Raw genomic sequence first — 14,460 nt, forward strand, 5'->3', positions numbered from 1 at the left:
AATCCAAAGGAAATACTCAAGATGGCAAAGATCAAAGGTCAAGTTAAGTGGTTCAACGAGTCTAAAGGTTTCGGTTTCATCACCCCGGCTGACGGCAGCAAAGACGTGTTCGTACACTTCTCTGCAATCCAGGGTAACGGCTTCAAAACCCTGGCTGAAGGCCAGAACGTTGAGTTCGAAATCCAAGATGGCCAGAAAGGCCCATCTGCAGTAAACGTTACTGCTATCTAATCAGCGTCAGCTGTACAAAAAGCCCGCCTTCGCGCGGGCTTTTTCGTTTCCGTCATCCGGCGGCGATGACGATGCCTGCGTACTGGTTGCGGCCTTTGATCCCCGGATGCGTCGGATCCTGCGCGCGCCGATGGCTGTTGCGGCGATAGCTGGTGTATTTGAAGCGCTGCGGCCGCTGCGGGTCGACGTCCGGCGTGCAGATGGTGCAACTGCCGGCGCGGTCAACGGCGGCGAAACCGAGCGCCGTCAGCTTGTATTCGGCAATTGCGGCCAGATCCAGATGCCGGTAATGCGGGCTGATCAGCGTGGCGGGCAGCGGCAGGCGCTGTTTAAAATTCTCCACCAGCGCTTCATCGACTTCGTAGCAGCATGGGCCGGCGGCGGGGCCGATAGACACCACCCAATCGGCGGTGTCGCCATCTTGGCGAATGCGGGACGCCATCTGCTCCAGAATGCCGTCCAGTAACCCGCGCCAGCCGGCGTGTACCGCCGCGATAGCGCCACCGTCGCGGCGGCTGAACAGCACCGGCAGACAGTCCGCCGTCAGTACGCTGATCAGAATGCCGGGCTGGCGAGTGTAGAAACCATCGGCCTCGCCGCACGCCTGCGCCGGTTGCAGCACGTCGACGATGCGGGTGCCGTGTACCTGCTTTTTTTCCGGCAGCGTGGCGCTGTAGGGCAGTAGATGCCCTGGCAGCAGCGCGAGTTTGCTGCCGAAGCCGTGCTGAATGTGAGGCACCGCATCGAGCAGCGCGGAACGATCGCTCATAAGTTATGTTCACCTGCGTGAGAAAACAGACTCTCAGTGTAGCCAGCTTTTTCCCCGCTTGGCCAGGTGTTGTTGGCGGCGAAAGCGAGTGGGGATGCGCCTTGCATCAAACCGGCGCCTTCTTTAGACTAGCCGCGCCCTGTCTCTCTGGAAGCCCATTCATGTCTTATCAATGTCCCCTGTGTCATCAATCGCTGCATTTTTCATCACAACACTGGCGTTGTGGCGGCAATCATCAGTTCGATCAGGCCAAAGAGGGCTACGTCAATCTGCTGCCGGTACAGCACAAGCGATCGAAGCAGCCGGGAGACAGCGCGGAAATGATGCAGGCGCGGCGAGCGTTTCTCGACGGTGGATATTATCAGCCGTTGCAAGAGCAGGTGGCCGAGTGGCTGGATTTGGCGCTGGCGGCCGATGCTGGCGCGTTGTTGGACATAGGCTGTGGGGAAGGGTATTACACTGCCGCGGTGGCCGCCAGGCTGGCCCAGGAGCGCAATATGGCGGTCAATGGGCTGGATGTCGCCAAGGTGGCGATCCGCTACGCCGCTAAACGTTATCCGGCGGTCTCGTTCTGCGTCGCTTCCAGTCACCGTTTGCCGTTCGCCGATGGTGCGTTGGATGCGGTCTTGCGCATTTATGCACCTTGCAAGGCGGAGGAGCTGGCACGGGTAGTGAAGCCGGGCGGCGTGGTGCTGACGGTGTCGCCGGGCCCGCGTCATCTGTACCAGCTGAAAGAGCAGGTGTACCAGCAGGTGCAGCTGCATGCCGAACAGGATGAACAGTTCGCCGGATTCGACTGCGAGCGCAAAGAGGCGCTGGCCTATACGATGACCCTACCGGGCACGCAGGCCGCCAATCTGCTGCAGATGACGCCGTTCGCCTGGCGCGCCACGCCGGAGGTGCAACAGCGGTTGGCCGAGAGCGGCGAGTTTGTGTGCGAGACGGACTTCGTGCTGGCGTTGTACCGACGTCGCGCTTAAGGGGCCTTGAACTCAAAAACAAAAAAACCTGCCGCGGCAGGTTTTTTTCAAAGCGAGCGCTTCAGGCCAGGTAGCCGAGGTGCTCCAGCAGAATGTTGACGCCGATACCGATCAGCACCACGCCGCCGAGGATTTCGGCGCGCTTGCCCAGCAGCGGGCCGATAAAGCGGCCGATCATCATGCCTAGCGTCGCCATGATCATGGTGGCGCAGCCGATGGCCATCGCGGTATGCACGATGTTCACCTGCAGGAAAGCCAGACCGACGCCGATGGCCATCGCGTCGAGGCTGGTGGCGATGGCGGTGGCGACCAGCAACCAGAAACCATGACGTTTGACCTTCTCTTCTTCATCGGGCTTGTTACGTACCCCTTCGACGATCATGCGCATGCCGAGAATGAACAGCAGCGAGAAGGCGACCCAGTGGTCCCATTCCATGATGTATTGACTGGCGAACAGGCCGATGGCCCAACCGATGAGCGGGGTGATCGCTTCGACCACGCCGAAGATCAGGCCGGTGCGGATCGCTTCGCGGAAACGGGGTTGATGCAAGCTGGCACCTTTGCCGATCGACGCGGCGAAAGCATCCATGGACATGCCAAAAGCGAGAATAAGCGTTGCTGAAAGGTTCATGTGAAATAGCCTCGGCCGGGTGGCTCCATATACACGTAACCCACCCCCAACCAAACGACGGAGTTACGTGTCTATGGTCTCGCCAACCTTACCTGGCTGCCCGCACCACGTTTCTTACGGCGAAACGAGTATGTTGATACGGGCGTTTCTGGCTTTTTATTCTCCAGAAACCGGCTACTCCCCAATGACGGCGCAACCATATCATATTATTTCCGCCACGGACAACCTTATTCTATGGCAATGTTTGTTCTTAATTGAGACTCGTTTTCATTAATCTAATTTCATGCGGGAATATAATGTAGCCAGGGGTAACAATGTTGCAGAAATAATAGTCAGAAAGGAGATTGCGCTGCCGATTAATTACCCACAAGCAGCGCAAGGTTTGAGCTAAAATAACGTTAATTTTTCTTTATTTATTGATTATCAACAAAAAAGTGGTAAATCTTCTCCAGGTCGTCCAGGTGGGTCACCTGAACCAACAGCCGGCGCTGTTCCAGGTCGACGGCCAGAATGCCGTCCTCCGATAAATTCATGGCTTTAATGCGGTTATATTCGACAAACACATTGGCGAAGAAAAAACCGTGCGCTTTAAACACCATCTTGGGAGCGCGAATATAAGAAATATAGATGGCGAGCAACGCCAAAGAAATAAGCAGATAGGTGGTTAATACCGCACCGTTGTCGGTGACATTGCGGTAAATCAGAATGGCGATCAGGCCGACGAAAATCAGGCTGTCGAGGCGGTGGCGGCGTTTAAGCGGTACTTTGAGCCGCGTTTTACCTTTCAGCAGATCCATGCCGAATTCGTCGTACAGCGAATACAGCAACAGCAGGGCGATAAACAGCATCAGTACGGCGTCGGTCAGTGACATCTCTTGCTCCATAAAAAAGCCGGGGGTTGCCCCCCGGCCGTTTCGAACGATTACAGGCCCAGCAGGCCAATCCAATAGCCAAAGATACCGATGACGAAGAAGCCGATGATGATCCACAGCGCGTTGACTTTCTTGCGCAGCAGCCACATACAGGCGAAGGTCAGCAGCAACGGCACCAGGCCCGGCATCAGCTGGTCGAGGATGGTCTGCACCGTGGTGACGTTGGTATGCCCGGTCTGGTCGGTTATCTTGGACACCACTAGCGGGATATTCACGTGCGTCCACTTGTTGACCAGCGCCCCCATGACAAACAGGCCGAGAATGGACGCTCCTTCCGTCAGTTTCTGCAGGAAGCCGCCGCCCATGTCGTTGACGATATCGACCCCTTTACGGTAACCGTAGGCCACGCCGTAGTAGCGGGTCAGCAGGCGCACCAGGTTGAACAGCACGAAGAACAGGATCGGTCCAAGCAGGCTGCCGCTCATGGCGATGCCCGCCCCAAGCGCGGCGAACACCGGTCGCACGGTGCCCCAGAAGATCGGGTCACCGACGCCCGCTAAAGGCCCCATCAAACCGACCTTGATGCCGTTGATTGCGGCGTCATCGATCGGCGCGCCGTTGGCGCGTTGCTCTTCCATCGCCATGGTCACACCGAGCACCGGCGCCGCCACGTAAGGGTGGGTGTTGAAGAACTCCAGGTGACGCTTGATCGCCTGTTTGCGATCGTCATTGTTTTCCGGATACAGGCGGCGGATCACCGGCACCATCGAGAAGCAAAAACCCAGCGCCTGCATGCGTTCGAAGTTCCATGAACCCTGGAACAGGTTCGAACGCAGGAATACGCCGCGAATATCGGCCGGCGTGAGTTTCTTTTGAGCAGTTGTATCAACCATTTCTCTCACCTATTCCTAGTCGAGTTCGTTATCGAGATCGTTCGCGTTAGCCGGGCCGGCCTGTACAACTTGAGACTTGTTGTATTTCGGGCTGAGCTGGATATACAGCACGGCCATCACCACGCCAATGACGCCGAGCGCCACCAGGTTGAAGTTGGTGAAGGCAGCGGTAACGAAACCGAGATAGAAGAACGGCATCAGGTAGCCGGCGCGCATCATGTTAATCACCATTGCGTAACCGACCACGACGATCATGCCGCCGGCGATGTTCAGGCCGCTGGTGACCACTTCCGGGATCGAGTTGAGCAGGGCGTGTACCCCGGCGGTGCCGACCGAGATGGCGACAATGACCGCCGGGATGGCGATACGCATCGCCTGCAGCAGCAGGGCGCCGACATGGATCCAGCTAATGGCGCGCAGGCTGCCGCGCTCCGCCGCGCTGTCTGCTGCGTGCTGGAACGCCACGGTGAGGGTACGCACGATGATGGTCAACACCTGGCCGGCCGCCGCCAGCGGAATGGCCAGGGCGATACCGGCGCCGACGCTTTGCCCGCCGGCGATGACCAGAATGGTCGAGATGATGGACGCCAGGGCAGCATCCGGCGCGACGGCCGCACCGATGTTCATCCAGCCCAGGGCGATCATTTCCAGCGTACCGCCGATGATGATGCCGGTTTTCATATCGCCGAGAATGAAGCCGATCAGGGTACAGGCGACCAGCGGACGGTGGAACTGGAACTCGTCGAGGACGGAACCCATCCCGGCGATACAGGCAACGATAAATATCAGCACAATCTGAAGAGTGGTGATCTCCATTGCACTTCTCCTATGACCAAAAAAGCTCTGAGTAAAATAATTAGCGGCTGGCGCCACTAATTGAGTTTGTTAATCAGGTCCATCATTTTTAGCCGGCTGTCGGACGAGACCTTACGCACCTCCAGCTCGATACCGCGATCGTTCAGTTTCTTAAACGCTTCGATATCTTTTTCATCGACGGAAACGGCGTTGTTCACCTGGGTTTTCCCCTGGCGGAACGCCATGCCGCCGATATTGACGGATGTAATCTCCACGCCGCCTTCCACCAAACGCCAGACGTCAGTCGGGTTGGTGAATAACAGCATCACGCGATCGTTGGCGTATTTCGGGTTGTTCCAGACGCGGATGGCCTTCGCCACGTCCACCACGTGGGCGGTGACGCCCGGCGGGGCAACCTGGGTCAGCAGGGTCTTGCGCACATGGTCGGCGGCGACTTCATCGCTGACGACGATAATGCGGCTGACGTTGGTCTCTTTGGTCCAGCGGGTAGCGACCTGGCCGTGGATTAAGCGATCATCGATGCGCGCCAGGCCGATTTTCATGTGGTCGTTCGGCCCCAGCGGCGCCTGAGGGGCAGCGGCTTTGGCGACGGGTGCTGCGGGTTTTGCGGGTTCTTCCTGCGGTTTTTTCAGCGCTTTCACGCCTTCACGGCCGGTTTCCAACGCCAGCGCCACCAGTTCATCGAAAGCGGGGTTGTCGTCCCGCGCCATGAAGGTTTCCACCAGCATCGGGATGTTGACCCCGGTGACGACCTCATAGTTTTCTTTGTCGACCGCAATGCGGCTGGCGGCGTTGAACGGGCTGCCGCCCCAGGTATCCACCAGGAACAGCACGCCGCCGCTGGTATCCAACCCACTGATTTTTTCGTTGTACTTGACGATTAACGTTTCGGCATTCTCACCGGGAACGAAGTCTATAAAGGCGACGTTGTCCTGCTCGCCCAATAGCATCTCCGCCGTTTTCAGCAGTTGTTCCGCTGCAGCCCCGTGTGTGCCGATGATAATAGCTATTGCCACTCGCTACCTCCTCGTTGAACTCCAGACGCGGTGTGTGTCGTTTCTCCGCGCCGTCTTGGCAGTCACTTCCGCGGTTCAGATACATTATGGTAGAAAAAAAGAAACGCACGCCTAACATTTCTCACGCAGTTTCAAATGCCTGTGCGTGATACTTCACGAACGCGAGATTTATTTTAGTGAGTGAAAAAATATTTTTTGTGACGCTGCTCCGCTATTGAATGCTCGGAGAAATCTTAGCTGTCGCAGACGATATGGTGTGGCGCCACCCTAAACCGCCGTTGAAAAAGCCGCTTTGTCCCCCAGAAAAATCCTGATACAGTAATTTCTTCTTTCATCACTAAGGAGTGAAGGGCCTCAGCCCTCCCTATGGACTGTCACCGAAGTTACTGTTTTTCCAGGTTTCACCCGCCACCTGCTGGCGTTGTATATGCTGTTCGGCCCTTCGGCCATCTCCCGGTAACCCCATCCCGTCACCTTGCTATTGTCGACTGCGCCCATGCAGCGGCGGCATCGTCACGTCTGAGCGGCGAGCGCTCATTCCCACTTTTTTCTGGAGTCTGATATGGAATTTTTAATGGACCCCTCTATTTGGGCGGGGTTGCTTACGCTGGTGGTGCTGGAAATCGTCCTGGGCATCGACAACCTGGTGTTCATCGCCATTTTGGCCGACAAATTGCCGCCGAAGCAGCGCGATAAGGCGCGCGTTATCGGCCTGTCGCTGGCGTTGCTGATGCGTTTGGGCCTGCTGTCGGTGATCTCCTGGATGGTAACCCTGACCACACCGCTGTTCAGCGTCGGCGATTTCAGCTTCTCTGGCCGCGATCTTATCCTGCTGTTCGGCGGGGTATTCCTGCTGTTCAAGGCCACCATGGAGCTGCATGAGCGGCTGGAAGGGCAGACGCACCAGGATGGCGCCAACCGCGGTTATGCCAAGTTCTGGGCGGTGGTGGTGCAAATCGTGATCCTGGACGCGGTGTTTTCGCTTGATGCGGTGATTACCGCCGTAGGCATGGTGAACGATCTGCCGGTAATGATGGCGGCGGTGGTGATCGCGATGGCGGTGATGCTGTTGGCATCCAAGCCATTGACCAACTTCGTCAATGCGCACCCGACCATCGTGGTGCTGTGCCTGAGCTTCCTGTTGATGATCGGCCTGAGCCTGATCGCCGAAGGCTTCGGTTTGCATATTCCGAAAGGCTATCTGTACGCCGCGATCGGCTTCTCGATCCTGATTGAATTGTTCAACCAGATCGCGCGTCGCAACTTCATCAAGCATCAAGCGCGTCGGCCGATGCGCGAGCGCACCGCGGAAGCGATCATGCGCCTGATGGGGCAGCAGCGCGCGCAGCAGTCGGACGATGAGGTCGCTTTGCCGAGGGATGAAACCTTTGCGGCGGAAGAGCGTTATATGATCAGCGGCGTGTTGACGCTCGCCTCGCGTTCATTACGCAGTGTGATGACGCCTCGCACGGACATCTCCTGGGTCGACTGCGAGCGCTCCCGCGAGGAGGTGCGCGCCCAGTTGCTGGATACGCCACACAGTCTGTTCCCGGTGTGTCGTGATTCGGTGGATGAGATCGTCGGCGTGGTACGCGCCAAGGATCTGCTGGTGGCGCTGGAGCAGGGTGAAGATATTGCCGAGTTTGCCGCCCGCACGCCGCCGATCGTGGTGCCGGAAACCATGGACGTCATCAAACTGCTGGCGGTGCTGCGCCGCGCCAAAGGGCGTCTGGTGGTGGTCACCAATGAATTTGGCGTCGTGCAGGGGCTGGTGACGCCGCTGGACGTCCTGGAAGCGATTGCCGGTGAGTTCCCGGACGAGGATGAAACGCCGGATATCGTGGCGGAAGGCGACGGCTGGCTGGTGAAGGGGGGAACCGATTTGCACTCGCTGGAACAGGCACTGGCCTGCGATGACCTGGTCAGCCCAACCGCAGACTACGCCACCCTGGCGGGGCTGCTGTTGGCTCACTACGGCCAGATGCCGGTGGTGGGGGACATCATTGAACTGAACCACCTGCGTTTCGATATCGTCGAGGTCTCCGACTATCGCATCGAATTGGTGCGTGTTACCCGCGTCGTCTTTGACGAGCCGACGCAGTCGTAACCCTCCCGCCGGGGGCTCAGGCCTCCGGCGGATCCTCTTCCGCTTTCCTGACGCGCGATTCGTACTGTTGCAACCACAGCGGGAAAACGTGGATCGGCATCGGCTTGGCGAAATAATACCCCTGCAGGGCATTGACCTCGCGTGAGCGCAGATAGTCGGCCTGTTCCTCCGTTTCGACACCCTCTGCCACCAGTTTCAGCTTCAGCCTCTGCGCCAGCGTAATGATGGTGTCGGTCACCGTGGCGTTGACCGCGTCGGTGCCGATGGCCGCGGTAAACCCGCGGTCGATCTTCAACACGTCCGGGCTGAGGTTTTTCAGGTAGCTCAGCGAGCTGTGGCCGGTGCCGAAATCGTCGATAGCCAGCATGATCCCCATGTCTTTCAGCGTGCGAATCTGGTCATACTGGATCGCCGACAGCGCGGTGCGTTCGGTCAGCTCCAGCATCAATGAGGGCATCGGATGTGCCGGCAGCCAAATCTGGCGGATATCGTCGATGATGTTGAGCGTTTTAAAATGCTCGGCAGCAACGTTAATGCTGATGTAGAAGGACGGTCGTGGCGGGAACAGCTGCAGATTTTCCGTCACGGTGTTCATCAGATAGCGAGTGAGCGGAATGATGAGGTCATGCTGCTCGGCCAACGGAATAAACACGTCTGGCGAGATCCACCCCTGCCGCTTCTTTTTCCAACGCAGCAGCATCTCTACGCCGGCACAGCGCCCGGTATCGCTGTGAATGATCGGTTGGCAGTAAACGCGGAACTCCCGATGGGTAATGGCATGGCCAATGTGGTAAGACAGGCTCATGCGGTTAGCGGTGAGCAGGTAGACCACATAGGCCGCCAGCAGGCTGATCAGCAGCGCCAGCGGGATATGGCGCGGCAGTGCGGAAAACGCCAACATGCCGACCTGCGGGCCGAACAGCGAAATCGAGAACGGGTAACGCTCGGAACCGGCGGTGTAACGCAGATCGTTGGTCAGGGTGTCGCGGCGCAGGATTTCGCGGCGCCCGTATTCCAGGCTGCTGTCGGCTACGTTCAGCACCATGCGCTGAACATAAGGCTCCTGGGGTTCGAGTAAAAAGTTCGATAACAGCTCGATATTGAAGACGTGCAGCACGCCGCTGCTTCTATCGCCGGGGGAGGGTGTCCACATCACCAACGTGGGCAGTCCTTTGCTCACCGCCAACGAAGGGCGCAGCGCCAGCCTGACGTTGCTGTTGACGAAAATCGGCAGCACGGCGGCCAACTGATAATGTCGGGCGCCAAACAGACTGGAGCAGTAGATGATGCCATTTTTTACCAGCAGCATGGCGCGCAGCGCCTGATTTTGCGCGGCGCGAAAGCGCAGGGTCGATGAGACGTTCTCGCAGGGTTGTTCCAGCATGTCCATACTGCGTTCAGCCTGCAGCTGCGCGGGGGACAACAGCTGGTCAATTTTGCCGACGGTGCGGGTGGCCAACGTTTGCTGGCTCTGCTCGATGCTTTTGACCTCTTGATAGTAACGGGTATACAGCGATACCAACAGAATAGCCACGCCCACCGCTCCGGCCAGCAGCCAACGGTAGTAACGATATTGGGACGCGGCGAGGTGGGTCATCAACATCCGGTAAATCCTTGTTCGGTAATCCAGCTCCGAGTCACAGTCAGGCCACAGCTCCTTAAGTTGCGCTCGGCTAATTCTAGCCTGAGGTTATACAAGATTGATGGTAACTCAGTAAATTATTTCGATTTGGCAAAACAGAAGGTCAATTTGCAGGCTAACCGCTGGATCGATGAGAAAAATGCAGGATATTTTCTGGTGACATTGTCACTAAAAACGGTCAATGAATTGATTGCCCATAAAAAACCCCGCCGGGCGGCGGGGTTGTCTGTCAGTCGCATTGCACCTTGATTGCCAGGCCACCGCGTGATGTTTCTCGGTATTTGGCGTTCATGTCTTTGCCGGTTTCGTACATGGTCTCGATCACCTTATCCAGCGAAACGCGCGGTTCGCTGGTGCGGCGCAGAGCCATGCGGGCGGCGTTGATCGCCTTGACCGAGGCGATGGCGTTGCGCTCGATGCACGGCACCTGTACCTGGCCGGCGACCGGGTCACAGGTCAGCCCCAGGTTGTGTTCCATGCCGATTTCCGCCGCCACACAGACCTGCTCAGGGCTGCCGCCCAGCAGTTCAGCCAGGCCTGCGGCCGCCATGGAGCAGGCCACGCCGACTTCGCCCTGACAGCCGACTTCGGCGCCGGAAATGGACGCGTTCATCTTGTACAACGCGCCGATGGCGCCCGCTGCCATAAAGTAACGGATGTAGATATCCGGGCTGACGGACTCGATAAAGTGATCGTAGTAAGCCAGCACCGCAGGCACGATGCCGCAGGCACCGTTGGTCGGCGCGGTGACGACGCGGCCGCCGGCGGCGTTTTCTTCGTTAACCGCCAGTGCGAACATGTTGACCCAGTCGATCACGTTCATCGGATCGTTGGACAGTTTGTCCGACGCCACCAGCATGCGGCGCAACGCGGAAGCACGGCGCGGTACGCGCAGCGGCCCCGGCAGCACGCCTTCGGTGTTCAGACCGCGATCGATACAGGCACGCATGGTTTGCCAGACGTTGCCGAAGTAGGTTTCGATCTCTTGCTTGCTGTGCAGCGCCAGTTCGTTCTGCATCACCATGCCGGACAGTGACAGCCCGGTCTCGCGGCAGTGGTCGAGCATTTCGCGCGCGGAGTTGAATGGATAAGGCATTTGCAGCTCTTGCTCGGCGTCCTTACCGAAGTTCTCCTCGTCGACGATGAAACCGCCGCCGATGGAGTAATAGGTCTTGCTGTACACTTCTTTATCGCCGGCGAAGGCGTGGATTTGCATGCCGTTCTCGTGCAGCGGCAGGTTGTCGCTGCGGAAGACCATGCCGCCGTCGCGTGGGAAATCGACTTCATGCAGGCCGTTGGCCAGCATCAGGCGTTGACGTTGTTCTACATCGCGAATAAAGCCAGGAATGCTATCGATATCGACGGTGTCCGGCATGTTGCCGGCCAGGCCGAGAATGATGGCGATATCGGTATGGTGACCTTTACCGGTCAATGAGAGTGAGCCGTAAACGTCTACGGCAACACGCGTGATAGAAGGCATCAGGCCTTTATTTACCAGATCGTCGACAAACTGTTTGCCGGCTTTCATCGGTCCAACCGTATGAGAGCTGGACGGGCCGATGCCGATCTTAAACATGTCGAAAACGCTAATCACGCTAAAACTCCTTAAAGAGACGTATTGTTATGGCTGCGGCGGTTAAAAACCGCGCAGGGAACAGCGATATTGTAAAAGGGCCGTGCGGGTTCGGCTGCCTTTTTCGCATGAAATTAAATAATCCGTGGTGTCGCTTTTTTTACTGATTACCCGGGGCGAACCCTTATGCGAGGTATCCGCTTTCGCCCAAGCTCCATTAGCGGTAATCGCGCCAGCTTTCCGTGCTGAACGCCGCCGGCTTAATCCCTGTTTCTACAGTGGTTTATCTCGGACGGTGGTATTTTACAGGTATTTCGTAAGGTTTAAGAGAGGGTTTACAGTTTTTTTAAAACCATTCAATCGGAACGGTAGTTGAAAAAGCGTTCAAATGAAGTGATTTCGATCGCTTTACCGGCAGCGGAGGCCGTCGGCCATGCCAGATTGCGAGTCAGATCACGTAATATGGGCTAAATACTGACCTGCTGCGCCAGACGCCGAATGATGGCTGCGGTCAGCCCCCAGATAAACTGGCTGTGATACCAGGAGAGGTAAATGCGGTGCGTATGGCCGGCGCGATGAATATCCAGCGGATAGTAACGCGACAGGGTCAGCGCTTCCCTCAAGGGCATCTCGAACACGTCCGCCACTTCACCCTCATTGGCGTGGAACTGCACATCCGGCGAGACCAGGCCGACGATGGGCGTGACCTGAAATCCGGTGCTGCTGTCGAGCGGCGCCATTTGGCCGAGGACGGTCACCGCCTGCGGTGGTATCGCCACTTCTTCCTGCGCTTCTCGCAGCGCCGTGACGATCGCCGACCCGTCTTCGGCATCGGTTTTGCCGCCGGGGAAGGCCACCTGGCCGGCATGTTTGCGCAGCGAATCGGCACGGCGGGTCAACAGCAGCGTCGGCTCTGCGCGGCAGACGATCGGGATCAGCACCGCCGCCGGGCGCACATTGTGCGAGATCTGCGCCGCCTGCGGCAGCTGCAGTTGAAAACGGCTGATAAAGGCGTGCAGCGAGGCCGGTGTGTTCGATGGGATCACGACAGGGCACACTCCCCAAGCTGCGGCAGAATACGGCCAACCTTGTCGAAGGTCTCCTGGTATTCCGCCTGCTCCTGGCTGTCCGCCACGATGCCGCCACCGGCGGAGCAGTGGATGCGGCCGTTTTCGGTGACGAGCGTGCGGATGGTGATATTGGTGTCCATGGTACCGCAGGCGCTTAGGTAACCGATACTGCCGCAATAGGCATTGCGGCGCTGCGGCTCCAGCTCTTCGATGATTTCCATCGCCCGCACCTTGGGCGCGCCGGTGATCGAACCGCCGGGGAAGCAGGCGCGCAGCAGTTCGGCCGCCGAGGTCTGTTCCGGCAGGGTTGCGGTGATAGTGCTCACCAGGTGATGCACGGCGGGAAACGGCTCCACGGCAAACAGTTCCGGCACCCGTACGCTGCCAGGCTGGGCGACGCGGCCGATATCGTTGCGCAGCAGATCGACGATCATCAGATTTTCAGCGCGATCCTTGGGGGAATCGGCCAAACGGCGAGCCTGAGCGGCGTCCTGTTCCGCGTCCGCCAGCCGCGGCAGCGTGCCCTTGATCGGGCGGGTTTGGATACGCTGCTGCTCCAGCCACAGGAAGCGCTCGGGAGAGACGCTCAGTACGCTGTTGTGCGGCAGGCGCAGGAAGGCCGAGAACGGCGCGCGGTTGCAGGCGCTCAATCGACAGAAAGCCTGCCACTCATCTCCCTGATAGTCGGCGGAGAACCGTTGCGCCAGATTAATTTGGTAACAGTCACCGCTGCGCAGGTAGCGCTGAATACGTTGGAATTTCTCGCCGTATTGCCGCCGGCTCATATTGGCGCGCCAGTCGCTCAGCAGCGTGAAAGGGCGTTCTGTCGGCGCGGTTTGGCTATTGAGCCAGCACCAGCGCTGTTCCACGTCGCCATAGCTGAGCAGCGTCAGGGTTTGCAGACGGTGATCGGCGATCAGCGCCCAGTCATAAATGCCCACCGCCATGTCCGGCAAGGCGAGGTCGGCTGCGGCCAACTGCGGCAAGCTTTCCACCCGCCGCCCGAGATCGTAGCCGAACAGCCCCAGTGCGCCGCCCTGAAATGGCAGATCCGGGTTAAACGCCGGTTGCCAACCTTGCGCCACCAGGTGTTGCTGCAGCAGGGAGAATGGATCTTCCTTCGACTGAATAGTGACGCCGTCACTTTCTATTTTCGTGCTGGCGCCCTGGGTGGTGAGCGTAACGCACGGCTGCGCGACCAGGATGTCGAAGCGGTTATGCGAATGGTCGGCGAAGCCCGAATGCAGCAGCATCGCCCACGGGTGGGTTGAAATCGGGGCGAAAAGCGTCATCAGGGCACTGCGGCTGTAGGGCAAAGATTTTATGTTTGGGGCGGTTACGCTCATGAACGTCAATAAACCTGGCTGTGAGGACGGCGATATCTGGCGGCTAGTGTGCCATAGACGGTCACGTCATGCATGTTTTGCCACGCGCGACATGGAGCACAGTTCACATAAACGGCAGTTCAATAAACCTGAGATAAGGCATTTTTTGCGCCATTGATTATACTTCGATATGTTAAAAATTTAACGTCAAATGCACTGGACGTTTATTCATCGAGGGCGCAAGACCCGAGAAATATAAAAAAGGTTCGTTAATTTCATACTTTTATTGTTGCTTGCTGTTATTAAGCTGGCGATGCGAAACGGTTTTGCCTGTGTTTTTTCATGGTGGCCGTCTTGTGAAAGTTATCCCTTGTTGTGGAACGCTTTTCTTGTCGAAAGCATGAAAAGACAAACAAGATTAATCTTATTTAGCCTGCGGCGGAAATGTGAAGGTTCGCGTTTTATTTCGCTCGTGCGCTGAAGCGGTTTCTATTTTTTAAAAAAATAAAATTATCATTTTGTTACATTATTAGTG

General features: G+C 57.7%; 13 protein-coding genes and 1 riboswitch. Of the genes, 3 read left to right on the top strand and 10 right to left on the bottom strand.

All coding sequences use genetic code 11. The features are described 5' to 3' along the window. Window positions 1–21: 21 nt before the first annotated feature. A complete protein-coding gene (gene cspE / locus N6G83_RS03790; protein ID WP_002221949.1) occupies window positions 22–231 on the top strand; it encodes a transcription antiterminator/RNA stability regulator CspE in 210 nt (69 codons plus the stop codon). A gap of 52 nt (window positions 232–283) precedes the next feature. On the opposite strand, the gene pgeF is transcribed toward cspE, so the two are convergent. Continuing rightward, window positions 284–1,000: a peptidoglycan editing factor PgeF gene (gene pgeF, locus N6G83_RS03795; RefSeq protein WP_025303163.1), complete on the bottom strand. Its 717-nt coding sequence runs from the start codon at window positions 998–1,000 to the stop codon at window positions 284–286. A 161-nt stretch (window positions 1,001–1,161) separates the two neighbouring features. On the opposite strand from pgeF, the gene rlmA reads away from it, so the two are divergent. Continuing rightward, window positions 1,162–1,980, top strand: a complete 819-nt coding sequence (gene rlmA / locus N6G83_RS03800; protein WP_260514729.1) for a 23S rRNA (guanine(745)-N(1))-methyltransferase — start codon at window positions 1,162–1,164, stop codon at window positions 1,978–1,980. A gap of 61 nt (window positions 1,981–2,041) precedes the next feature. On the opposite strand, the gene mntP is transcribed toward rlmA, so the two are convergent. The 5 genes from mntP to manX form a co-directional block, all read right to left on the bottom strand. Next, window positions 2,042–2,611 (bottom strand): manganese efflux pump MntP, encoded by a 570-nt coding sequence (gene mntP / locus N6G83_RS03805; protein WP_025303161.1) that lies wholly within the window; start codon window positions 2,609–2,611, stop codon window positions 2,042–2,044. A gap of 7 nt (window positions 2,612–2,618) precedes the next feature. Further along, a riboswitch (yybP-ykoY riboswitch) is annotated at window positions 2,619–2,806 on the bottom strand. Window positions 2,807–3,024: 218 nt separating this feature from the next. Then, window positions 3,025–3,483: a DUF986 family protein gene (locus tag N6G83_RS03810; RefSeq protein WP_025303160.1), complete on the bottom strand. Its 459-nt coding sequence runs from the start codon at window positions 3,481–3,483 to the stop codon at window positions 3,025–3,027. Window positions 3,484–3,533: 50 nt separating this feature from the next. Next, window positions 3,534–4,376 carry a PTS mannose transporter subunit IID gene (locus N6G83_RS03815; RefSeq protein ID WP_015378157.1) on the bottom strand — a complete coding sequence of 281 codons (843 nt, stop codon included), beginning with the start codon at window positions 4,374–4,376 and terminating at the stop codon, window positions 3,534–3,536. A gap of 15 nt (window positions 4,377–4,391) precedes the next feature. Then, window positions 4,392–5,192: a PTS mannose/fructose/sorbose transporter subunit IIC gene (locus tag N6G83_RS03820; RefSeq protein ID WP_015378156.1), complete on the bottom strand. Its 801-nt coding sequence runs from the start codon at window positions 5,190–5,192 to the stop codon at window positions 4,392–4,394. Window positions 5,193–5,248: 56 nt separating this feature from the next. After that, window positions 5,249–6,208 (bottom strand): PTS mannose transporter subunit IIAB, encoded by a 960-nt coding sequence (gene manX / locus N6G83_RS03825; protein WP_025303159.1) that lies wholly within the window; start codon window positions 6,206–6,208, stop codon window positions 5,249–5,251. Window positions 6,209–6,770: 562 nt separating this feature from the next. On the opposite strand from manX, the gene N6G83_RS03830 reads away from it, so the two are divergent. Continuing rightward, window positions 6,771–8,315, top strand: a complete 1,545-nt coding sequence (locus N6G83_RS03830) for a TerC family protein (RefSeq protein ID WP_043143573.1) — start codon at window positions 6,771–6,773, stop codon at window positions 8,313–8,315. Window positions 8,316–8,331: 16 nt separating this feature from the next. On the opposite strand, the gene N6G83_RS03835 is transcribed toward N6G83_RS03830, so the two are convergent. The 4 genes from N6G83_RS03835 to pabB form a co-directional block, all read right to left on the bottom strand. Continuing rightward, window positions 8,332–9,918, bottom strand: a complete 1,587-nt coding sequence (locus N6G83_RS03835) for an EAL domain-containing protein (protein WP_025303157.1) — start codon at window positions 9,916–9,918, stop codon at window positions 8,332–8,334. 268 nt (window positions 9,919–10,186) lie between these two features. Continuing rightward, complete coding sequence (gene sdaA, locus N6G83_RS03840) at window positions 10,187–11,551, bottom strand: L-serine ammonia-lyase (RefSeq protein WP_025303156.1); 1,365 nt, start codon at window positions 11,549–11,551, stop codon at window positions 10,187–10,189. A 446-nt stretch (window positions 11,552–11,997) separates the two neighbouring features. Continuing rightward, window positions 11,998–12,576 (bottom strand): CoA pyrophosphatase, encoded by a 579-nt coding sequence (locus tag N6G83_RS03845; protein WP_025303155.1) that lies wholly within the window; start codon window positions 12,574–12,576, stop codon window positions 11,998–12,000. Then, on the bottom strand, window positions 12,573–13,946 hold the full coding sequence (pabB, locus tag N6G83_RS03850) for an aminodeoxychorismate synthase component 1 (RefSeq protein ID WP_043143602.1): 1,374 nt from the start codon (window positions 13,944–13,946) through the stop codon (window positions 12,573–12,575). Before pabB ends, N6G83_RS03845 begins: the two co-directional genes overlap by 4 nt. Window positions 13,947–14,460 lie beyond the last annotated feature (514 nt).

The organism is Serratia sp. PL7 (genome assembly GCF_945957435.1).